This is a genomic window from Streptomyces sp. RK62, assembly GCF_018070255.1.
In the GTDB taxonomy this organism is placed as follows: Bacteria; Actinomycetota; Actinomycetes; order Streptomycetales; family Streptomycetaceae; genus Streptomyces; species Streptomyces nigra.
In genome coordinates, this window is sequence record NZ_JAGPYD010000028.1 from 41,091 (window position 1) to 61,584 (window position 20,494).

Genomic DNA, 20,494 nt, shown 5'->3' on the forward strand with positions numbered 1-20,494 from the left:
GCCTACTTGCCGTAGTAGGCGTTGTAGAGGGAGATCGTCGCCTTGTTGCCCTTCTTGTCGGTGACCTTGCCGTGGAAGGAGATCCCCTTGCCCTTGGCGGGGTTCTTCACGGTGACCTTGCCGTCGCGCACGTCGAGCTTCGTCCAGGTCTGGCCGTAGTCGTACGACGCATACACGTGCAGGGACTTGAGGTTGCGGCCCGACGCGGCGCCGACGACGGTGACCGGGAAGGTGACCTTCTTGCCGGCCTCGGCGCGGCTGTCCAGCCCGGTCTTCGCGCCGAAGCGGACGGTGGAGGCCGGGAGGGCCACCTGGTCACCGGACGGCTTCTTGGAACGGAACGTCCAGCTCGCGTCGATCCGGGTGGAGGCGGCGGCGACCCTGACGCTCCGCTTCACCGATGTCGTCAGCCGGTACTCGGCCTCCCCCGCGGGCACCTTGAACGACTCACCGAGCAGCGGATCGGCGTTGGTGCCGATCTTGGTGCCGTTGCGGTAGAGGTTCGTGGTGACCGAGGTGACGTCGGACGACCCGGCGTGCTTGTTGGCGTCGGCGAACAGCGGCAGGAAGCCGTAGATGTCGTTGCCGTCGCGGAACAGGCCGTAGTCCTTGTTGATGTGCGGGCCGAAGACGGCCGTGTTGAACGTCTTCGCGTAGCTCGTGCCCGCCTTGAAGGTCTGCGGGTCGCCCAGTGTGTAGAAGGCGTCGACGATCCCGAGGCCGTCGGCGTCCCGCCCGGCGTACTGCTCCAGGTCGAACGTCCACTGGATGTCGTCGGACGTGGACACGTACAGCGTCCGGGTGCCGGGCAGCTTCTGCTCCACCGGCGTGGCGAACACGACGTCGTCGGGGAGGAATCCGACGGGCAGCAGGCCGCCGGTCTTGCCGGGTGCGGCGGCTCCGAGGCCGTTCGTCACCTTGGCCAGTTCGCCCGCCGTGAAGTGGCGGACCTTGTGCCCCTGGATCTTCTTGACCTTCGCCGTGGTGGCGACGTCGTACTCGGTGGCCGCGCCCTTGGTGTACTGGGCGTTCCAGGTCTGCGTCAGACCGCTCGCGATCTCCGGGCCCAGGTGGGCCATGCGCAGGTCGGCGAAGGAGTCCATGCCGGCACCGATGCCGATGCCCGCCGTGTCGTAGAAGTAGCCGGAGGCGGCGAACACCGGCTTGGCCCGCGGGTCCGGCACGGTGATGTCGGCCGACTTCGTGGTGCGCGCGTCGATGGTCAGGGTGGTGTTCCGGGTGACGTTCAGCTTGGGCTGGACCACCCAGTCGAGGCCGCCCTCCATGGTGGCCAGGTCCTTGGCGATCCAGGCGTCCATCAGGTACGTGCCCTTGGCGACGCGCAGCTTGACCGTGCCGGAGGCGTCCGTGGGCACCTGGTAGTAGCGCTCGTTCGCCAGGCCGGAGAAGCCGATCAGGGCCGTGTTGTACTCGGGCGCGGGCTTGCCGTCACGGTCGATGTGCTTGACCGTGACGTCGTACGACTCCACCTCGCGCTGCACCGCGGCGGCCGTACGGACGCTCTGCCCGCCGCCCGTCGCGGTGACGTACGCGGTGTAGGCGCCGTCGACGGTGCCGCCCAGCCGGGTGTCGACGGTGAGGTCCACCGTGGCCCTGCCGCCCGCCGGGACCGTCACCTTGGCCGCGCCCAGCGTGAAGAAGCCCGCCGGGGCCGCGTGGCCCTTGGGGTCGGTGGCCTTCACGGTGAGGTCGAGCGTGACGTCCTTCGTGCCGAGGTTGCGGTACGTCAGCTTCCGGGCGTCCGGCTTGTCGTCGGTGTGCGGCCACTGCTGGGTGCCGAAGCTCACCGACACCGGGTCGGCGATCACGTTCTGCTTGATGGCCTTGTCGACCTGGATGCGGCCCGCGCCCTGCTCGAACGGCGTGTACGCGCCGCCCTTCGCGGAACCGGTCAGCGCGCCCTTCAGCTCGGTGTACGTCCAGTCGGGGTGCTGCTGCTTGAGGATCGCCGCCGCGCCCGCGACGTGCGGGGTCGCCATCGAGGTGCCCTCGATGGTCACATAGCCGGGCGGGTTCTCCCCGACCTCCTGCGCGATGACGCTGCCCTTGGCGGAGGCGGCCGTGATGTCCACGCCCGGCGCGGTCACGTCCGGCTTGACCGCCCCGTCGCCCACCCGGGGGCCGGTGCTGGACCAGGGGGCGAGGACATCCTTGCCGTCGACGGCGCCAACAGTGAGCGCGGCGTCCGCGCTGCCGGGCGAACCGACGGACTCCGGGCCCGCGTTGCCCGCGGCGATGGTGAACAGGACGCCCTTCTCGGCGGACAGCTTGTCGACGGCCGCCTCCAGCGGGTCGACCTCCGGGGTGTCGGTGCCGCCCAGGCTCATGTTGACGATCTGCGCGCCCTGTTCGGCGGCCCACTCCATGCCGGCGAGGATCGCGGAGTCGTCGCCGTAGCCCTCGTCGTCCAGGACCTTGCCGTTGAGGATGCCGGCGCCGGGCGCGACGCCCTTGTACTTCCCGCCGGACTTGGCTCCGGTGCCCGCCGCGATGGACGCGACATGGGTGCCGTGCCCGACCTTGTCGGTGGCGTCGGGGGCCGGGCTGAAGTTCTTCGCGGCGACCACCTGCCCCTTGAGGTCCGGGTGGGTGGCGTCGACGCCGGTGTCCAGGACGGCGATCTTCACGCCCTTGCCGTCGTATCCGGCGGCCCATGCCTTGGGTGCGCCGATCTGCGCGACGGACTTGTCGAGGCTGGCCCTGCGGACGCCGTCGAGCCAGACGTTCGCGATGCCGGACGCGGTACGGCCGCCGTCGGTGAGCGCGTCCCACAGGCCGGGCGCGCCCCGGTCCGTGGTCTGCACGGCGTCCGCGTTCAGGGACTTCAGGGTGTGGCGCAGGGTGCCCGCGTCCCGGACGTCCGCCTTGGCTCCGGCGGCGGCGCCCCGGTAGCCGACGATGACCTTGGGGCCCTGTCTGCCGGAGGCGTGGGCCCTGGATCTGGTCAGTTCGGTGACGTCGAACAGACGCCGGTCGAGGGTGCCGTCGGCGACGAGCCGGACGGCGTCGGCGGGTATCACCAGGGTGTGCCCGTCCGTCTTGCGTATCTGGACGGGTATGTGGGTGCGGCCCTTCGCCCGCTCCAGTCCTACGACCCGGCCCTCGGCGTCCACGGAGACCCGGTCGCCCGTGATCAGGGTGACCCGCTGCGGGAGCGGCGAGGCGGCGGACGGACTCGTGGCGGCGGACGGCGGGCCCTCGTCGGGCTGGGCGGACGCCGGGGCGATCGTGCCCCCGGCGAGGGCGAGGGCGGCCGCCGAGGCGACGGCGGCCGCGCATGCTCGTCTGACGTGTCTGCGCACGTATCCCCCTTGCAGAGGATCCGGGTGGGGTCCCGGATCACGCGTCCGGAGGTGGTCCCGGACGCCTGTGCGCCGCCCCCCGGATCACGCAGTATGCCGAGGGGTTGTCTCACGCCTCAAGGGAACGTGCGGAGTTGGCCCGCGCGCCGGGCGACTGTTACGCGACGGGCCCAACTCCGTTACTCAGTCGCCGGGTTAGGCCTTGGCGTTCTCCTTGACGGTGATGCGTCCCTTGCGGATGGTCGCCAGCCGCGGGGCCTTCCGGGCGATCGCCGAGTCATGGGTGACCATGATGAACGTCAACCCCAGCTCCTGCCACATCTGTTCGAGCACGTCCATGATCTCGTCGCGCATCGACTCGTCGAGGTTTCCGGTGGGTTCGTCGGCGAGCAGCACCTTGGGGCGTTTGACGAGAGCGCGGGCGACGGCCACCCGCTGCTGCTGGCCGCCGGACATCTCGGACGGCAGATGCCCGAGCCGTTCGCCCAGGCCCACCGAGTGGAGCGCCTCGGCGGCCCGCTCGCGCCGTTCACGAGCCTTCAGGCCGAGCGGGACGAGCGCGGTCTCGACGTTCTCCTGGGCGGTGAGGGTGGGGATGAGGTTGAAGGACTGGAAGACGAAGCCGATGTTCTCGCTGCGCACCCGGGTGAGGCGGGCCTCGGGGAGCGCGGCCAGGTCGGTGCCGTCGAGGACGACCTCGCCGGAGCTGGGCCGGTCGAGACCGCCGAGCATCTGCAGCAGCGTGGACTTGCCGCCGCCGGTGGGGCCCTGGATGACGAGGCGGTCGCCGTCCGGGATGGCGAGGTCGATCCCGTCGAGGACAAGGACGGTGTCCTTGCCGCGGGTGTAGCGCTTAATGACGTTCCTGAGTTCGTACATGGTGGGCTCCTGGGTCGGTACGGGGGTGGTGCGCGTCGGTCCGGCCGCTACTCGACGCGGCGCAGGGCGTCCGCGGGGCGCAGCCGCGACGCCCGCCAGCCGCCGAACGCGCCCGCGATCAGGCCGCCCGCCACCGCCAGACCGACCGCCAGGGCCACCGTGGTCAGGCTGACCGGCGCGGTCAGGGCGACGTCCAGGGTCCGGGACGCGCTCTCCCGTCCGGGTCCGCCGCCGAAGCCGCCCCCGCCGCCGGGACCGCCCATGCCGCCGCCACCGCCGGCGCCGCCGCCCAGCTCCGCCTGGAGCGTCGGGCTGATCGCGGTGACCGCGTAGGCGCCGGCCAGGCCGACCGCGATACCGAGGACGCCGCCGAGCAGCCCGTTGACGACGGCCTCGCCGACCACCTGCCGGGTCACCCGGCCCGACTTCCAGCCGAGCGCCTTGAGCGTGCCGAACTCCCGCACCCGGCGCGACACCGCCGAGGAGGTCAGCAGCCCGGCCACCAGGAACGCCGCGACGAGCACCGCGACGGACAGCCAGGTGCCGACGCGGGTGGCGAGCGAGGACGCCGTGGACAGGGAGCCGGACACGGTGTCCGCGAGGTCGGCGGAGGTCGTCACCGTGGTACCGGAGACGTTCTTCTGGATGGCCGACTTGACGGACTCGATGCGCTGCGAGTCGCTCGCCCGCACATAGATGGTGGTGACCTTGTCCTTGGCGTCGGCGAGGGTCTGGGCCCGCTTCAGCGGCATGTACAGGTTCGCGGCCGCGTCCCCGCTGTCGGGCGTCGCGATGCCGATCACCTTGAACTTGGTGCCCTTGACGGTGACGGTCGAGCCGGTCTTGAGCTTCTTCTCCTTGGCGTAGGAGGTGTCGGCGACCACGACCTTCGCGTCGGTCTCGGCCGCCTTGAAGGTACGGCCGCTGGTGATCTTCGAGGAGGTCAGCGGTCCGATGCCGGTCCGGGTGACGTCGGCGCCGTAGACGGTGTAGCTGTTGACGTCGAAGTCGGCGCCGCCGCCGCGCACTTCGCCCTGCGGCTGTCCGTCGCCGCCCTGCCCGGGCGGTCCGCCCCGCTGCCCGCTGTCCCCGTCCTGCTGGAACTGACCGCGGGTGAACTCGCCGCTCACCTTGAGGACCTGGAGGCTGAGACCGCCGACCGCGTCGGCGACGCCGTCCTGCTCGCCGACCTTCGTCACGGTGGCGGCGGACAGGGTCTGGAAGCCCTGGACCATGACGCGGTCGCTGGACTGCTCCTCGCCGGAGTCGTCGTCCCGGGCGTCGAACCGGAAGCGCGGACGTTCGGAGGCGCTCGCCGCGGGCTCGGCGGCCTTGGTGACGGTCATGTCCGTGCCCAGGCCGTACAGGGACTGAAGGACCTTGTCCTGGGCCTTGCTCATGCCGGAGGACACGGAGGAGACCACGATGACCAGCGCGATGCCGAGTGCGAGCCCGGAGGCGACGACGAGCGCCGCCTTTCTGCGGCGGCGCAGCTCGCGCCTCAGATAGGTGAAGAACATGCGCCGCAAGCTAGGTGCCGCGCCTGATGAAGCGATAAGCCCGCGATAAGAGGCGGATGAGAAGCGCCCGCGCGGGCCGGTGGGGCCCGGAAAACGCCGATGCCCCCTCTGGAGAGCCAGAGGGGGCATCGGATGGTGCGAGGGGGACGGGGGTGGGTCAGACGGCGGAGCCGGCCTTCCACTGCTCCCAGCCGAGGTTCCAGCCGTTGAGGCCGTTGTCCGGGGCGATGGTCTTGTCGCCGGTGTTCTGGACGACGACGACGTCACCGACGATGGAGTTGTTGAAGAACCAGTAGCCGGCGGTGCCCTTGTCGTTGGCGCCCTTGGTGTCGGACAGGCCCACGCAGCCGTGGCTGGTGTTCACGCTGCCGAAGATGGACTTGGCGCCCCAGTAGTTGCCGTGGATGAAGGTGCCGGAGGTCGACAGGCGGATGGCGTGCGGCACGTCCTTGATGTCGTACTCGCCCTTGCCGTCGTCGTCGGTGAAGCCCACGGTCGCGCCGTTCATGCGCGTCTCCTTGAACATCTCCGACATCACCATGACGCCTTCGTACGTCTTGTTCTCCGGGGAGCCTGCCGAGATCGGGATGGTCTTGACGACCTTGCCGTCCTGCGTGACCCGCATCTGCTTGGTCTTCGCGTCGACGTACGAGACCTGGTTGCGGCCGATCTTGAAGGTGACGGTCTTCTGCTGGACGCCGTAGACGCCCTCGGCCCCCTCGACGCCGTCCAGGGCCATCTTCAGGGTGACCGTGGAGCCTTCCTTCCAGTAGTCCTGGGGGCGGCAGTCCATGCGCTTGTCGTTGAACCAGTGGCAGACGACTTCCTGGCCGCTGGTGGAGTTCACGGTGACGGCCTTCTGCACGTCGGCCTTGTTGGTGATCGCCTTGTCGAAGTTGATCGACACGGGCATCCCGACACCGACGGTGGAGCCGTCCTCCGGCGTGAAGTAGCCGAGGAAGCTGTTGTCCGGGGAGACGGTGGTGAAGGAGCCGTTCTCGTGGGCCTCGAGGCCCTTGGCGTCCTTCGCGGTCACCGTGATCTTGTAGGTGGTCGAGCGCTTCAGCGGGCCGCTGGGCTTCCAGCTGGTCTTGTCCGCCGATATCTGACCCTCGACGGCGGCGCCGTCGGCGGTCTTCATCGTCACCTCGGTGAGCGAGCCCTTGCTCACGGTGACGGCGGCGGAGTTGTTGATGGAGGCGTTGTCGGTGCCGTCCTTGGGCGTGATCTTGATCTGCGCCTCGGAGGTCTTCTTGGCGGCAGCCTCGTCGACCTTGGCCTGCGAGGTGTCGCCACCGCCGGAGGCGTCGTCGCCGCCGCCCGAGCAGGCCGAGAGCACCAGGACACCGCCGAGCAGAGCGGACGCGGCCGCCAGGCCCTTGCGCCGCTTGCTGTTCGTCATCACACGCTTCTCCATCGTTCCCGAATCCCCAAACGCCCGAGAGTCCCCGTCAAGGATCTTCAACGCTACGACCGGTTCGTCCCGTTCCACATCCCTGCCATGTGTGGGGCACACCACCTCGGCCGTGGCCGGTGGTGCTGATCGCGGTACGCGCGCCCCATGAGACGACGGAACCCCGGGCGGCGGTTGCCGTCCGGGGTCACGATTTCCCCAAGACGTCTCAGCCGGCCCGCGTGGGCTCTTCGTCGTCGAAGTCCTCCTCCTCGCCATCATCCTCGCCCAGGTCCCACTCGGGCGAATCCGGGTCGTAGTCGATGCTCTCGCTCGACCAGGAGGCCTGGGTGAGCTCGATCCCCGGCACCTCACTGACCAGGTCGAACGGATCCACGAGATAGGCCAGCGCCTCCGCAGTGTCTTCCGTCACAGCGGCCTCGGCGTGTGCCCGCTCCTCGTCGGGCAGACCGCCCTCGGCCGCCTCGCCCTCGATGCGCCGCAGCGCGGCGTCCCGGAGGGCCCCCTCGTCGTCCACTTCCAGGACAAGCTCCAGACGAAGCCGTACAAAACGCGTGTTTTCCGGTGTACTCATACCCGGAGCGTACGGCTCATTTCTCCCGTGACTTTCCCGTGACCCGCGACTTTCACTACCATCGGCCCACACGGCCAATTCGCCAGTAGCACAAGGGGATCGATATTCCGTGTCCGCCGCTCACCGATCGTCGTCCACCGCACGCCGATCGCTGCTGACCGCCACCGCCGCGGGGGCCCTGCTGGGCGCCCTGTGGTTCGTTCCCTCCGCCAACGCCACGGGCGAGGAACCGGCGAGAACGGAACCCACCGCGAGCCCCTCCGTCCAGGTCACCCAGCAGGCCCGCGCCGCCTCCACCAGCACGGACGGCACCGCCGAGGACCCGCAGGAAACCCGGCTCGCCGATACCGGAAGCTTCGACACCACGCCGTACATCGTGGGCGGGACCGCCTTCCTCGCGCTCGGCGCGGGATTCGTCGCCTACTCGGTGCGCCGCGAACACCTCGGCTTCTGAAAGATCTTGACGATCCTTTGACCGGACCTTCATAGTCCGATCATGAAGAGATCATCGGGCGTGCGCGCAGCCGCCACGGTTGCCGTGAGCGCGCTGTCGCTCGCCCTTGTCACGGGTTGCGGTGGGGGGTCTGACGACTCGTCGAACGGGTCGGACGGGCAGTCCTCGAAGGAGACGAAGGCCGCGAAGGCGCTCACCGCCGCCGAGGTCAAGAGCGCGATCATCGCCGAGGGCGAAGTCGAGGGGTACGAGGTGGACGCCTCGTCCGACCAACTGCCCAAGTTCAGGGACGAGGTCAAGGCGGCGGACGCCAAGTGCGCGCCGATCGCCTACACCATGGCCGGGCTCGCGCCCGGTGACGCGGCTGCGAGCGCGTCCGCCATGGTGAAGCAGGAGAAGAAGCCCGCCGCCGGCGCCTCCAAGTCCCTGGAGGATCTGACGGAGGACGAGATTCAGGACGCGCTGACGGACGCGATGAGCCTCGACATGACGGCCGTGAGCCTGTCGTCGTACGAGGGTGACGGCGCCGAGCAGACCTTCACGTCGGTGTCGGACGCGATCGACAGCTGCGCGAAGGGCTTCTCCGCGACCGCGCAGGGCACGGAGCAGAAGATCACTGAGGTCGCCGCGGAGAAGGCGGCCGGCACCGGCGACGAGTCGGTGGCGTTCAAGGTGGTCATGGACGACGAGGGCGAGAAGTCCACCACGCACGGCCTGGTGGTGCGCCACGGTTCGACCATCGTCACCTACTACACGATGAACATCGGCCTGGCGACGACGGGCAAGGCGTACACGGTCCCGGCCGCTGTCGTCGAGGCGCAGACCGCCAAGCTCAAGTAGCGGTCCCGCACAGCGGAAGGGGCCCTGTCGCGAGCGCGGCAGGGCCCCTTCGCCGTCACTGGAGCGGGCCGGTGACCTTCTCCACGGCCGCGACCAGCTGCCCGGTGCGCACGAACGCGTCCGCCGCGGCGAGGTCCGGAGCCAGGAACCGGTCGGGCCCTGCGCCCTGAACACCCGCCGCCCGGACAGCGTCGATGACCTGACGGGAGGCCGGCGCCGGGGTGAGCCCGTCGCGCAGCTCTATCGCGCGCGTGGCCGCGTACAGCTCGACGGCGAGGACGCGCGCGAGGTTGTCGACGGCGGTGCGCAGCTTGCGGGCCGCCGACCAGCCCATCGAGACATGGTCCTCCTGCATCGCGGACGACGGGATGGAGTCCGCCGAGGCGGGCACGGCCAGCCGCTTCATCTCACCGACCAGGGCGGCCTGCGTGTACTGGGCGATCATCAGGCCCGAGTCGACGCCCGCGTCGTCCGCGAGGAACGGCGGCAGCCCGTGGCTGCGGTTCTTGTCCAGCAGCCGGTCGGTGCGGCGCTCGGCGATGGAGGCCAGGTCGGCGGCGGCGATGGCGAGGAAATCCAGGACGTACGCGACGGGCGCGCCATGGAAGTTGCCGTTGGACTCCACGCGTCCGTCGGGCAGCACCACGGGATTGTCGACGGCCGAGGCGAGTTCACGCTCGGCGACCAGCCGCGCGTGCACCATGGTGTCCCGCCCGGCCCCGGCGACCTGCGGGGCGCAGCGCACGGAGTAGGCGTCCTGGACGCGGGGCGCGTCGTCCTGGTGGTGCCCGGTGAGCTCCGAACCCTTCAGCACGGCGGCCATGTTGGCGGCGGAGGCACCCTGCCCGGGGTGCGGGCGGATGGCGTGCAGCTCGGGCGCGAGCACCCGGTCGGTGCCGAGGAGCGCCTCCAGCGACAGGGCGGCGGCGACGTCGGCGGACTTGTACAGCGTGTCGAGGTCGGCGAGGGCCATGATCAGCATGCCGAGCATGCCGTCGGTGCCGTTGAGGAGGGCGAGGCCCTCCTTCTCGCGCAGTTCGACGGGCTCGATGCCGTGCGCGGCGAGCAGGTCGCGGGCGGGCCGTACGACGCCGTCGGGGCCCTCGGCGTCGCCCTCGCCCATCAGCGTGAGGGCGCAGTGCGACAGCGGGGCGAGGTCGCCGGAGCAGCCGAGGGAGCCGTACTCGTGGACGACGGGCGTGATTCCGGCGTTGAGGACGTCGGCCATCGTCCGCGCGACCTCGGGCCGTACGCCCGTGTGGCCCGAGCAGACGGTCTTCAGACGCAGGAACATCAGCGCCCGGACGACCTCGCGCTCCACCCGGGGGCCCATGCCCGCGGCGTGCGAGCGGACGATGTTGCGCTGCAGCTGGGCCCGCAGCTCGGGGCTGATGTGCCGGGTCGCGAGGGCACCGAAACCGGTGGAGACGCCGTAGACGGGCTCGGGCTTGGCCGCCAGCGCGTCCACGATCTCGCGCGCCGCGGCGAGGGCCGCGAGCGCCTGCGACGACAGCTCGACGCGGGCTCCGCCGCGTGCCACGGCGAGGACGTCGGACGCGGTGACCCCGGACGTCCCCACCACCACAGTGTGCATATCCATATTCAGGAGCGTACGCAGTGAAGACGAGGATGTCACTAGTGGATGCCCCTTCCACCCCTTACCGTCACGGCACCCGCCCGCGGAACCGCCGCCGCTCCACGGCACCCTCCCCCGACGGCTCGGCGTCCGCGAGCCGCACCACGGGATCGTCCGGCCCCTGCCGCCCCGCGACCACGGGCCGCTCCGCCCGCTCCGCCTTCGCCCGGTACTGGGCGGCGTCCGCGAGCCGGAACAGCCGCCGCGCGCTGCGCACCGTACCGATCGGGTCCTCGGTGGACGCGACCCCGCATGCGACGCCCTCCCCCAGCTCCAACTCGGCCGCACGCCTGCACAGTTGGTCGGCGGCCTTCACGACGTCGTCCGCCGGGCAGCCGACGGCCAGCAGACAGAACTCGTCGCCCCCGAGGCGCGCGGCGAGCGCCCCCGGCAGCATGGCCCCGCACAGCGACAGCACCGACCCGAACCGCTCCAGCAGCCGGTCACCGACGGCGTGACCCTGGGTGTCGTTGACCCGCTTGAGCCCGTTCAGATCGCAGACGACGAGCGAGACGACGACCCCGTCGACCCGGTGCCGCTCGACGGCCTCCTCCAGCCGGACGTCGACGGCACGCCGGTTGGCCAGCCCGGTCAGGGCGTCCGTGAACGCCAGCCGCCGGGCCTCCTCCAGCCGCTCGGTCTGCGCGAGCCCGGCGGCCACCACGGAGGCCAGCACGGTCGCGAAGTCGGCGTCGCCGCGGTCGAAGACAGGGACCCCCGCGGGCCGGGCCACATACAGCTCGCCCCAGGCCCGTCCGTGCAGCACGATCGGCGCGACCACACAGCAGCCGCGGCCGCGCCGCCGCAGCGCGGCGACCCGCTGATGGCAGTACCCGGGGTCGCCCGCCGAGGGCCCCTCGGCCGTCTCCACCCAGGCGTCCGGCTCACCGCCGGCGGCCCACCGCTCGTGCAGGAACTCGGTGATCTCCGGGAACTGATGGACGGGATACGTCTCCTCGGCGGGGAACTCCTCCTCGCCCTGAGTGCGGTCCCCCACGTTCACGAGGACCCGCAGCCGTCCGAGCTCCCGCTCCCACACCGACAGCGCGGCGAAACTCCCCGACAGCGCCCGGCACGCCCCGAGTGCCGCCGCCCGCCAGGACTCGCGCGGGGTGTGCGCCGCCGCCATCCCCTGGGCCAACGCGACCACGGCCGCGAGCCGTCTGTCCTCACCCATCTCCCCAGGCTAGGGAGCTTTGCCAGGGTTTGGGACATTGGTGTGGCGAACGGGCGCCCACCCGGGCGGACGCTTCCCGCTCACTCCCCCGGCCACTGGGGCTTGCGCTTCTCGTTGAAGGCGGCCACGCCCTCCGCGCGGTCCCCGGAGAACGCCACCGACCGCCAGGCCGCGTCCTCGACCTCCAGCCCGGCCCGCAGATCCATCCCGAAGCCCAGGCGCAGCGCCTTCTTCGCGGCCCGCAGGCCCACCGGCGAGTTCCCGGCCATCCGGGCGCCCAGCGCCAGCGCCTCCTCGCGGTCGCGCCCCTCCTCGACCAGGACGTCGACCAGGCCCAGCTCACGGGCCTCCAGGGCCTCGACACGGCGCGCGGTGAAGATCAGCTCGGCCGCCCGGGCCGCCCCGACCCGGCGCGGCAGCAACTGCGTACCGCCGCCCCCGGGGATCACGCCGACCGACACCTCGGGCAGGCCCACCACGGCCGTCGGGTCCGCCACGATCACATCGCAGGACAGCGCCAGCTCGAAACCGCCGCCCAGCGCGAAGCCGTGCACGGCCGCGACGGTCGGCACGGGCAGCTCCAGCACGCCCGTGTACGCCCCGCGCGCGACCGGGCGCTGGCGCACCAGGTCGGCGTCGCTGAAGGAGTTGCGCTCCTTCAGGTCCGCCCCGACGCAGAACGCCCGATCGTGCGTGGAGGTGACCACCACGACCCGTACGTCACGGTCGGCGCCCAGCGCCGCGCAGGCACCCGCGATCGACCGCGCCATCTCCGTCGAGACGGCGTTCATGGCCTTGGGCCGGTCGAGGGCCAGCTCCGCGACATGCCCGTCCCCGTGCCGCCGCACCAGGACGAACTCCCCGAACCGCTCCTCACTCATGACACCCTCCGGTTAACGCGGGTTAACAACACTCGCCCCGATCATCGCAGCCCGGCCCCGCCGGCGAAAGGCCCGCCGCGCCCGGGTCCGGGGCCAGGCCCCGACACCCGTTCGAGTGACATCCCACCCAAGTCCCGCCCCATCCCCCACAGCACCGCATAACGTGCCCGAAACCACGGCGCCTCGGGGGTACAGGCGCGTTGGGAGGGGTCGCGATGGGCAACAAGACGAACAGCCCGAGGACGGGTGAACCGGGCCGGATACGGCCCACGTCCGAGGGAGCCACGGAACCGTCCGGTCCGCCCCCGGACGCGTCCGGGCCCGGCCCACGGGAGCAGGCCCCCGCCGCGAGCGGCACGACGCCGCCGAAGCCGACCGAGGAGACGACGTACGGCACGGGGACACCGGGAAGCGCAGCCGCCACCGTTGCGAAGCCGATGCCCCTGGCGACGAAGGCACACCAGACCCCGCCCTCCCCCGGCCCAGTCCCCGAGCAGCCACACCCGGCAGGCAATGAGCCCACCACCACGAGGCCCACCCCGCGCGCGGCCAACACCGGGACGCAGCAGCAGACCGCACCCCCCACCGAGCCACGGGCCCAGCAGCCACGCCCGGCAGACGTCACACCGACATCACCCACAGCCACGGCCACCGGCGCCACAGCCAAGCCCAGCCGGGATCGGGACCCGGCCAAGGCATCGCGCCCCTCGGCAGCCAAGCCCACCCCGCGCGTCACCGGGACGCCGCAAAAGGCTGCACCCGCCTCCGAGCCACAGACCAACCGGCCACACCCGGCAGTCCCCGCACCGACATCACCCACAGCCACGGCCACCGGCGCCACAGCCAAGCCCGGCCGGGATCGGGACCCGGCAGCCAAGCCCACCCCACCCGCGGCCAAGAACAGGGCCGCGCAGAAAGCCACGCCCGCCACCGAGCCACGGGCCCAGCAGCCGCACCCCGCAGGCGCGGCGCCGACATCGCCCGCGCCCAGCACCGCAGCCACGCCCCGCCGGGCTTCGCACCCCGACAAGGCACCGCACCCCTCCACAGCCACCGCCGCCGGTCAGCAGCCGCACGAGACACCGGCACCGCCCACAGCCAAGAAGCCGAAGCCGGACCAAACAACCCCGACCCCCAATCCGCTCCCGCAAGAGCCCGCAGGCGTCATCGACGACTCCCCGGCCGGCGACGACGAGCCCTCCACCCCCACCCGTCTCTTCACCCCCCGCGGCCGCCACCGGCGCCGCCCTCACCGAAAAGCACTCCTCGCCGCCGGAGGCATCGCACTCGCCGCCGGGGCGCTCAGCCTCATGCGGCTGGCGCCGGAGACCGGGATCCCGGGGCTGGGCCCCGCCGAGCCCGCGGATGTGCCCGAGCTCGCCATCGACGCCGACGACCCCGGCACCGGTCGGGACCGCTCCACCAGGGCCGCCGCCACGCTCGCGCCGTCGGACCGTGCGCACCCGAGCCCGTCCGCCACCTCGGCCATGGGCGGCCAGGGCACCACACCCACCGGCGGCTCGATCCTCGTACCGACCCCGTCGGCGACGGCGGCGCAGCCGGAAGCCCCCGGCTCGACGGGCGACGCCCCCGCACCCGTGCGCCCGCCCCAGGCCCCACCGGGCACCGGCACCGGCACCACGGAGCCGTCCCGCCCCTCGCCCACCACACCGGCGCAGCCACCGCCCGCGCCCCGCCCCAGCGCCTCGCAGACACCCGCCCCGCAACCGTCGGAGCCCGACGACCGCGGCATCTGCGTGCCGGTCATCGGGCTCTGTGTCGATCTCTTCGGCTCCCCCAACCGGGGCTAGGAAGCCGGGGCCGAGGTCACTCCTCCCCGGCGGGCGTCCTCCGCGTCAGCAGCCAAGGCTCCACGACGCCGAGGCCACGCACCGGCCGCTGCCACATCGGCTGGAGCGCGAACCGGTACGCCGGCGGCTCCTCGCCCTCCTTCTCGGCGGTGGCGGCCGCCTCCGCCGCCTCGGCCTCCGAGGCGGGGGCCTCGCCGGTCCGGATCAGCTCCTCCGCGAACGCGCTGTCCACGAGGACGGCGTCGCGGGGGGCTATCGAGGTCAGCCGGGACGCGAGGTTCACCGTCGTACCGAAGACGTCGCCCATCCGGGTGGTCACCGTGCCGAAGGCGATGCCGACCCGCAGTTCCGGCATCGTCTCGTCGTTCGCCATGGTCTCGATGAGCCGCAGCGCGATCTCCGCGGCGACCCCCGCGTCGTCGGCGGCGTACAGCACCTCGTCGCCGAGGGTCTTGATCAGCCGGCCGCCGTTCGCGGCCACCAGGTCGGCCGCCGTGGTCTCGAAGGCCTCGACGAGCTCGCCGAGCTCCTCCTCCTCCATACGGCGGGTCAGCCGGGTGAAGCCGACGAGGTCGGCGAAGCCCACGGCCAGCCGCCGGTCCACCATCTCCTCGTCGTCGGCGGCCTGCACGACCCGGCCGGTGGCGGCGGCCAGCTGGCGCCGCCAGACGTAGACGAGGAACTCCTCCAGCTCCGGCAGCAGCAGCTCGATCAGCGGATAGGTGACCTCGGTGCGGGTCATCCCGGGCTCGGGCGGTTCGGTCAGGCCCTCCAGGAAGGAGTCGATCTGCCACTCCGCGAGCCGGGCCGTGGTCTGCCCGGTGGACCGGGCCACCTGCACCGCCATGGCCTCGCTGAGCAGTCCGGCCTCGACCAGACCGGCCAGGCGCCGCAGCGCCAGTACGTCGGCCTCGGTCAGCGCCTTGGCCTGCCCGATGTCGGCGAAGCCCATGGCCCGCCAGAACCGCGAGGCCAGCTCCATGGAGACACCGGCGCTGCGGGCCGCCTGGAACGGGGTGTAGCGCCGCTCGGCGCCGAGGATGAGCTGTTCCAGGCGCAGGGCGAGAGGGTCCTCGCCCGGTTCGGCGGCGTGGGGGTCCACGCGGCCGTCCCCGCCGGAGCCCGTGTCGTCGACGGTCACGCCTGCTGCCCTTCCGATCTGCCGCGGTCCAGTAAGCGACCGGCCTTCACTTTACGGCAGGTGTGCGCCAGCTCACTCCGTCGGGGAAAGCCGACCCTGCCGTACCGCCGCTGGTGAGGTACCCCGGCGGCCGTGGTCCGATCCGGCGCACGCCGCCCGCGCCGGGCTTCCGTTTCGCGCCCCGGATACCCGTACGGCCGCCGTCAGGCCTTGCGCAGGTGCACGATGTCGCCGGCGCCCACGGGTTCCTGCACGCCCTCCCCGGTCGCGATCACGAGCCGCCCGTCGCCGTCGAGGGCGACCGCCTCCCCGATGATCGCCCGGTCTCCCGGCAGCTCCGCCCGTACCCGCTTGCCCAACGTCGCACAGCCCGCCGCGTACGTCTCCTGGAGTCCGCTGGCCTCCGGGTCGCCGCCCGCGCCCCGCCACCGTCCGTACCACTCCTCCAGGGACCGCAGCACGGCCCGCAGCAGGGGGTCCCGGTCGGTGCTGACGGCCCCGGCGAGCGCCAGCGAGCCCGCCTGGGGCACCGGGAGCTCGTCCTCGCGCAGCGTCACGTTGATGCCGACTCCGATGACGACGCCCTCGTCGCCGGCCCGCTCGGCCAGGATGCCGCCGGCCTTGCGCTCCTCGCCGGCGACGGTCAGCAGCAGGTCGTTCGGCCACTTGAGTGCCGTGTCCACGCCCGCCGCGCGCGAGAGCCCCGTCGCCACGGCGACTCCGGTGAGCAGCGGCAGCCACCCCCAGCGGGTCACCGGCACCTCGGCCGGGTTCAGCAGGACGGAGAAGAACAGCCCGGAGCGGGCCGGTGCCGTCCAGTCGCGGTCGAGGCGGCCCTTGCCGGCCGTCTGTTCCTCGGCGACGAGGACCGTGCCCTCGCGGGCCTCGCCCTTCGCGGCCAGCGCGACCAGGTCGGTGTTGGTGGAGCCGGTGCGCGCCACGACCCGCACCTCCTCCCAGAGCCCGCCCTCGCGGACGAGCCCCCGGCGCAGCGCGGCGGCGTTGAGCGGCGGACGGTCCAGGTCCGACCAACGGCTGTCGTCTGATGCATCTCGCGGCGTCATGCAAGCCACCCTAGGTGTGTGAAACGCCGCACTGCTGATCCGCAGGCCCCCCACTACTCTACGGATGAGTAACCGTCCCCCCTTTTGAGCAGGCAGGGAGCCGCGATCCCGATGTCAGAGCCGGAAGAGCAGATCGACATCCACACCACTGCGGGCAAGCTCGCGGATCTCCAGCGCCGCATCGAGGAAGCGACGCACGCCGGCTCCGCACGCGCCGTCGAGAAGCAGCACGCCAAGGGCAAGTTGACGGCCCGTGAGCGCGTCGAGCTCCTCCTCGACGAGGGGTCGTTCGTCGAGCTCGACGAGTTCGCCCGGCACCGCTCCACCAACTTCGGGCTGGACAAGAACCGCCCCTACGGCGACGGCGTCGTCACCGGCTACGGCACGGTCGACGGGCGCCCGGTGGCCGTCTTCTCCCAGGACTTCACGGTCTTCGGCGGCGCCCTCGGCGAGGTCTACGGCCAGAAGATCGTCAAGGTCATGGACTTCGCGCTGAAGACCGGCTGCCCGGTCATCGGCATCAACGACTCCGGCGGCGCCCGCATCCAGGAGGGTGTGGCCTCCCTCGGCGCGTACGGCGAGATCTTCCGCCGCAACACCCACGCCTCCGGTGTGATCCCGCAGATCAGCCTGGTCGTCGGTCCCTGCGCGGGCGGCGCGGTCTACTCCCCCGCGATCACCGACTTCACGGTCATGGTCGACCAGACCAGCCACATGTTCATCACCGGCCCGGACGTCATCAAGACCGTCACCGGTGAGGACGTCGGCTTCGAGGAGCTGGGCGGCGCCCGCACCCACAACTCCGCGTCCGGCGTGGCCCATCACATGGCGGGCGACGAGAAGGACGCCATCGAGTACGTCAAGCAGCTGCTGTCGTACCTGCCGTCCAACAATCTGTCCGAGCCGCCGGCGTTCCCGGAGGAGGCGGACCTCGCGGTCACCGAGGAGGACCGCGAGCTGGACACGATCGTGCCGGACAGCGCGAACCAGCCGTACGACATGCACACGGTGATCGAGCACGTCCTGGACGACGCCGAGTTCTTCGAGACGCAGGCGCTGTTCGCGCCGAACATCGTCACCGGCTTCGGCCGGGTCGAGGGCCGGCCGGTCGGGATCGTCGCGAACCAGCCGATGCAGTTCGCGGGCTGCCTGGACATCGCCGCCTCGGAGAAGGCCGCGCGCTTCGTGCGCACCTGCGACGCGTTCAACGTGCCGGTGCTGACCTTCGTCGACGTCCCCGGCTTCCTGCCGGGCGTGGACCAGGAGCACGACGGCATCATCCGCCGCGGCGCCAAGCTGATCTACGCCTACGCCGAGGCCACCGTCCCGCTGATCACCGTGATCACCCGCAAGGCGTTCGGCGGCGCCTACGACGTCATGGGCTCCAAGCACCTGGGCGCCGACCTGAACCTGGCCTGGCCGACCGCGCAGATCGCCGTGATGGGCGCGCAGGGCGCCGTCAACATCCTGCACCGCCGCACCATCGCCGAGTCGGACGACCCGGAGGCGACCCGCGCCCGGCTGATGCAGGAGTACGAGGACACCCTGCTCAACCCGTACGTCGCGGCCGAACGCGGATACGTCGACGCGGTGATCATGCCGTCCGACACCCGTCTGCACATCGTGCGCGGCCTGCGTCAGCTGCGGACGAAGCGGGAATCCCTGCCTCCGAAGAAGCACGGCAACATCCCCCTCTAGTCCCGCTGGGAGCCGTCATGAACATCAAGGTGGTCCGGGGCAACCCGACACCGGAGGAGCTGGCCGCCGCACTGGCGGTGGTCCGCGCCCGCGCCGCGGCGGCGGCAGCCGTGCCGCCCGGCGCACCCGAGCCGCGGGACGGGTGGTCGGACCCGTCCCGCATCGCCGCACACCGGCTGCCCCAGCCGGGCCCGTCCTCCTGGGCGAGGACGTACTGGCCCGGCTAGCCGGCCGTACGGCCGCCACGGCTTCGGTGACCGCCGAAGCCGTGGCCCGAAACCTGAGTACGCGTACTCAGGCGCAGGCCTCCGCGTCCGCCCGACGATGGAAGGCATGCTGTGGTCCGACCCCGAGAACGAGCCGCCCGAGGAACTGCGCGAGATGCAGGTCAGGTTGCGGCGGCTGGGCGTTCTCATGGCACTGGCCATGGTCCTGACGATGATCGTGATCGGGCTGAGGTGAGCACCGCCGGGCGCGCCGATACGCTGACGGCATGACTGATCAGCCGCGCCGCCGACTCGTTCTCGCCTCCCAGTCCCCCGCCCGGCTCAATCTCCTGCGCCAGGCCGGACTGGCCCCCGAGGTCCTGGTGAGCGGCGTCGACGAGGACGCCGTCACCGCCCCCACCCCCGCCGAGCTGGCCCTCGCGCTGGCCGAGGCGAAGGCCTCCGTCGTGGCGGCCCGGCCCGACGTCCAGGGCGCCCTCGTCATCGGCTGCGACTCGGTCCTCGACCTCGACGGCGAAGCACTCGGCAAGCCGGCCGACGCCGAGGAGGCCACCGCCCGCTGGAAGGCGATGCGCGGCCGCGCGGGCACCCTGCAGACCGGCCACTGCGTCTACGACACCGAGAGCGGCCGCTACGCCTCGGCGACCGCCTCCACGGTCGTCCGCTTCGGCGACCCCACCGACGACGAGATCGCCGCCTACGTGGCCTCCGGCGAACCGCTGCACGTCGCCGGGGCGTTCACCCTGGACGGCCGCTCGGCCCCGTTCATCGACGGCATCGAGGGCGACCACGGCAACGTCATCGGCATCAGCCTGCCCCTGGTGCGGCGGCTGCTGGGCCGGCTCGGCGTCGGTATCACGGAGTTGTGGGCGCCGGCGGGGGCGTGACGGGCGAGCCGTCGCCGTCCCCTGCGGGAGCGGCGTCGGCGGGCCGCTCAGGCGCGCTCCGGCCGTCGTACGTCATCAGCACGAGCACGATCAGGGCGAACACGACGACCATGAAGAGGAACGCCGTCCAGCCCACCAGGCCCCAGGTGAACGCGCCCAGCAGGGCGTGCACCACGGCGGCGCTGATCAGCAGGACACGCCCGAGTCCGGCCGGAGCGCGGTCGCGCAGGGCGACGAGCAGCGCGACCAGGCCGCACAGCGCGAAGTAAGCGCCGAAGACGACACCGCCCACCTTCGAGGACATCGACATCACGTCAGGATCCAGACCGGCCAGGGACATGTCCTGGCGGTCGACGACGATCCCGAGGAACCAGTTCAGCGCCCCGATGCCGAGCGCCTCGACGAAGAGCACGACCGCCACGACCCACGCCACCGGCCTGCGTACCACCGGTCCCACCCACTTCCGAGCTAGCCGAGCGCCGCGCCGGCCCGATCCGGGCGCGGCCGCTGTTACCCCAAGTACGTATCGAGACATCGCGAACGCTACTAACGGGTAAACCGCGGGACAAGGGTTCGGGCGGGGGCAAAGAATCATTGGGCCATTCGTAGGGATTCCACAAAGAAACCGAGTGGCCCGCAGCACGTGATGACAGAGACCTTGACCACAGCGGAGGGCTAGGGTTTTCCGGGAGAGACCTGCGTGCCGAGGCGCGACATGGGATTTCGCAGGGTGCACCGACCCGGAATCACGCTCCGTGTGGGCAAGGTCACCACTGGGGACGGGTCGAAGTGCCGTGTCGGCAGTCCCTAAACTCGGCTTGTTTCAAGGAGGGAGCCTCAATCGTGCGCAAGGTGCTCATCGCCAACCGTGGCGAAATCGCTGTCCGCGTGGCCCGGGCCTGCCGGGATGCCGGTATCGCCAGCGTGGCCGTCTACGCGGAACCGGACCGGGACGCTCTGCATGTCCG

The 20,494-nt window shown here is 71.6% G+C and carries 19 protein-coding genes; 8 read left to right on the top strand and 11 right to left on the bottom strand.

Annotated features, from left to right (window positions below):
- Positions 1-2 precede the first annotated feature (2 nt).
- The 5 genes from KBY32_RS34470 to KBY32_RS34490 form a co-directional block, all read right to left on the bottom strand.
- Positions 3-3,323 carry a S8 family serine peptidase gene (locus tag KBY32_RS34470; RefSeq protein ID WP_210982839.1) on the bottom strand — a complete coding sequence of 1,107 codons (3,321 nt, stop codon included), beginning with the start codon at positions 3,321-3,323 and terminating at the stop codon, positions 3-5.
- 195 nt (positions 3,324-3,518) lie between these two features.
- On the bottom strand, positions 3,519-4,202 hold the full coding sequence (locus tag KBY32_RS34475; protein WP_210982840.1) for an ABC transporter ATP-binding protein: 684 nt from the start codon (positions 4,200-4,202) through the stop codon (positions 3,519-3,521).
- A gap of 47 nt (positions 4,203-4,249) precedes the next feature.
- Positions 4,250-5,722: an ABC transporter permease gene (locus KBY32_RS34480; RefSeq protein WP_115507366.1), complete on the bottom strand. Its 1,473-nt coding sequence runs from the start codon at positions 5,720-5,722 to the stop codon at positions 4,250-4,252.
- Positions 5,723-5,879: 157 nt separating this feature from the next.
- Entirely contained in the window at positions 5,880-7,124 is a 1,245-nt protein-coding gene (locus tag KBY32_RS34485) for an Ig-like domain-containing protein (protein ID WP_055621722.1), read from the bottom strand.
- Positions 7,125-7,344: 220 nt separating this feature from the next.
- The gene (locus tag KBY32_RS34490) at positions 7,345-7,710 is read right to left on the bottom strand and encodes a hypothetical protein (protein ID WP_247690407.1); all 366 of its coding nucleotides are present in this window, start codon (positions 7,708-7,710) and stop codon (positions 7,345-7,347) included.
- 109 nt (positions 7,711-7,819) lie between these two features.
- Here KBY32_RS34490 and KBY32_RS34495 point away from each other — a divergent pair, with 109 nt between their 5' ends.
- Together KBY32_RS34495 and KBY32_RS34500 are read left to right on the top strand one after the other, a co-directional pair.
- On the top strand, positions 7,820-8,164 hold the full coding sequence (locus KBY32_RS34495; protein ID WP_308293819.1) for a hypothetical protein: 345 nt from the start codon (positions 7,820-7,822) through the stop codon (positions 8,162-8,164).
- Between the two features lie 42 nt (positions 8,165-8,206).
- Complete coding sequence (locus KBY32_RS34500) at positions 8,207-9,004, top strand: hypothetical protein (protein ID WP_210982842.1); 798 nt, start codon at positions 8,207-8,209, stop codon at positions 9,002-9,004.
- A 55-nt stretch (positions 9,005-9,059) separates the two neighbouring features.
- Here KBY32_RS34500 and hutH read toward each other — a convergent pair whose 3' ends face one another.
- The 3 genes from hutH to KBY32_RS34515 form a co-directional block, all read right to left on the bottom strand.
- Positions 9,060-10,598 carry a histidine ammonia-lyase gene (gene hutH / locus KBY32_RS34505; protein ID WP_210982851.1) on the bottom strand — a complete coding sequence of 513 codons (1,539 nt, stop codon included), beginning with the start codon at positions 10,596-10,598 and terminating at the stop codon, positions 9,060-9,062.
- 70 nt (positions 10,599-10,668) lie between these two features.
- Positions 10,669-11,817, bottom strand: a complete 1,149-nt coding sequence (locus KBY32_RS34510) for a sensor domain-containing diguanylate cyclase (RefSeq protein ID WP_055621718.1) — start codon at positions 11,815-11,817, stop codon at positions 10,669-10,671.
- A gap of 80 nt (positions 11,818-11,897) precedes the next feature.
- The gene (locus KBY32_RS34515) at positions 11,898-12,698 is read right to left on the bottom strand and encodes an enoyl-CoA hydratase/isomerase family protein (RefSeq protein ID WP_210982843.1); all 801 of its coding nucleotides are present in this window, start codon (positions 12,696-12,698) and stop codon (positions 11,898-11,900) included.
- A gap of 1,310 nt (positions 12,699-14,008) precedes the next feature.
- On the opposite strand from KBY32_RS34515, the gene KBY32_RS34520 reads away from it, so the two are divergent.
- A complete protein-coding gene (locus KBY32_RS34520) occupies positions 14,009-14,509 on the top strand; it encodes a hypothetical protein (RefSeq protein WP_210982844.1) in 501 nt (166 codons plus the stop codon).
- A 16-nt stretch (positions 14,510-14,525) separates the two neighbouring features.
- On the opposite strand, the gene KBY32_RS34525 is transcribed toward KBY32_RS34520, so the two are convergent.
- Complete coding sequence (locus tag KBY32_RS34525) at positions 14,526-15,650, bottom strand: adenylate/guanylate cyclase domain-containing protein (RefSeq protein ID WP_055621715.1); 1,125 nt, start codon at positions 15,648-15,650, stop codon at positions 14,526-14,528.
- Between the two features lie 203 nt (positions 15,651-15,853).
- Positions 15,854-16,714 (bottom strand): biotin--[acetyl-CoA-carboxylase] ligase, encoded by an 861-nt coding sequence (locus KBY32_RS34530; protein WP_210982845.1) that lies wholly within the window; start codon positions 16,712-16,714, stop codon positions 15,854-15,856.
- 111 nt (positions 16,715-16,825) lie between these two features.
- Here KBY32_RS34530 and KBY32_RS34535 point away from each other — a divergent pair, with 111 nt between their 5' ends.
- From KBY32_RS34535 to KBY32_RS34545, 4 genes are all read left to right on the top strand, one after another.
- Positions 16,826-18,412, top strand: coding sequence for an acyl-CoA carboxylase subunit beta (locus tag KBY32_RS34535; RefSeq protein WP_210982846.1), 1,587 nt, complete (start codon positions 16,826-16,828; stop codon positions 18,410-18,412).
- A gap of 17 nt (positions 18,413-18,429) precedes the next feature.
- Positions 18,430-18,639, top strand: coding sequence for an acyl-CoA carboxylase epsilon subunit (locus KBY32_RS34540; RefSeq protein WP_055621712.1), 210 nt, complete (start codon positions 18,430-18,432; stop codon positions 18,637-18,639).
- Positions 18,640-18,745: 106 nt separating this feature from the next.
- The gene (gene mmpB, locus KBY32_RS35760; RefSeq protein ID WP_258873140.1) at positions 18,746-18,874 is read left to right on the top strand and encodes a morphogenic membrane protein MmpB; all 129 of its coding nucleotides are present in this window, start codon (positions 18,746-18,748) and stop codon (positions 18,872-18,874) included.
- 31 nt (positions 18,875-18,905) lie between these two features.
- Complete coding sequence (locus KBY32_RS34545; protein WP_210982847.1) at positions 18,906-19,526, top strand: nucleoside triphosphate pyrophosphatase; 621 nt, start codon at positions 18,906-18,908, stop codon at positions 19,524-19,526.
- Here the strand turns inward: KBY32_RS34545 and KBY32_RS34550 are convergent.
- Positions 19,495-19,974, bottom strand: a complete 480-nt coding sequence (locus tag KBY32_RS34550; RefSeq protein WP_055621710.1) for a hypothetical protein — start codon at positions 19,972-19,974, stop codon at positions 19,495-19,497. The two genes, KBY32_RS34545 and KBY32_RS34550, sit on opposite strands and share 32 nt — an antisense overlap.
- A 395-nt stretch (positions 19,975-20,369) precedes the next feature.
- On the opposite strand from KBY32_RS34550, the gene KBY32_RS34555 reads away from it, so the two are divergent.
- Positions 20,370-20,494, top strand: a 125-nt coding sequence (locus KBY32_RS34555; RefSeq protein ID WP_210982650.1) for a biotin carboxylase N-terminal domain-containing protein, incomplete at its 3' end; no start/stop codon positions are given.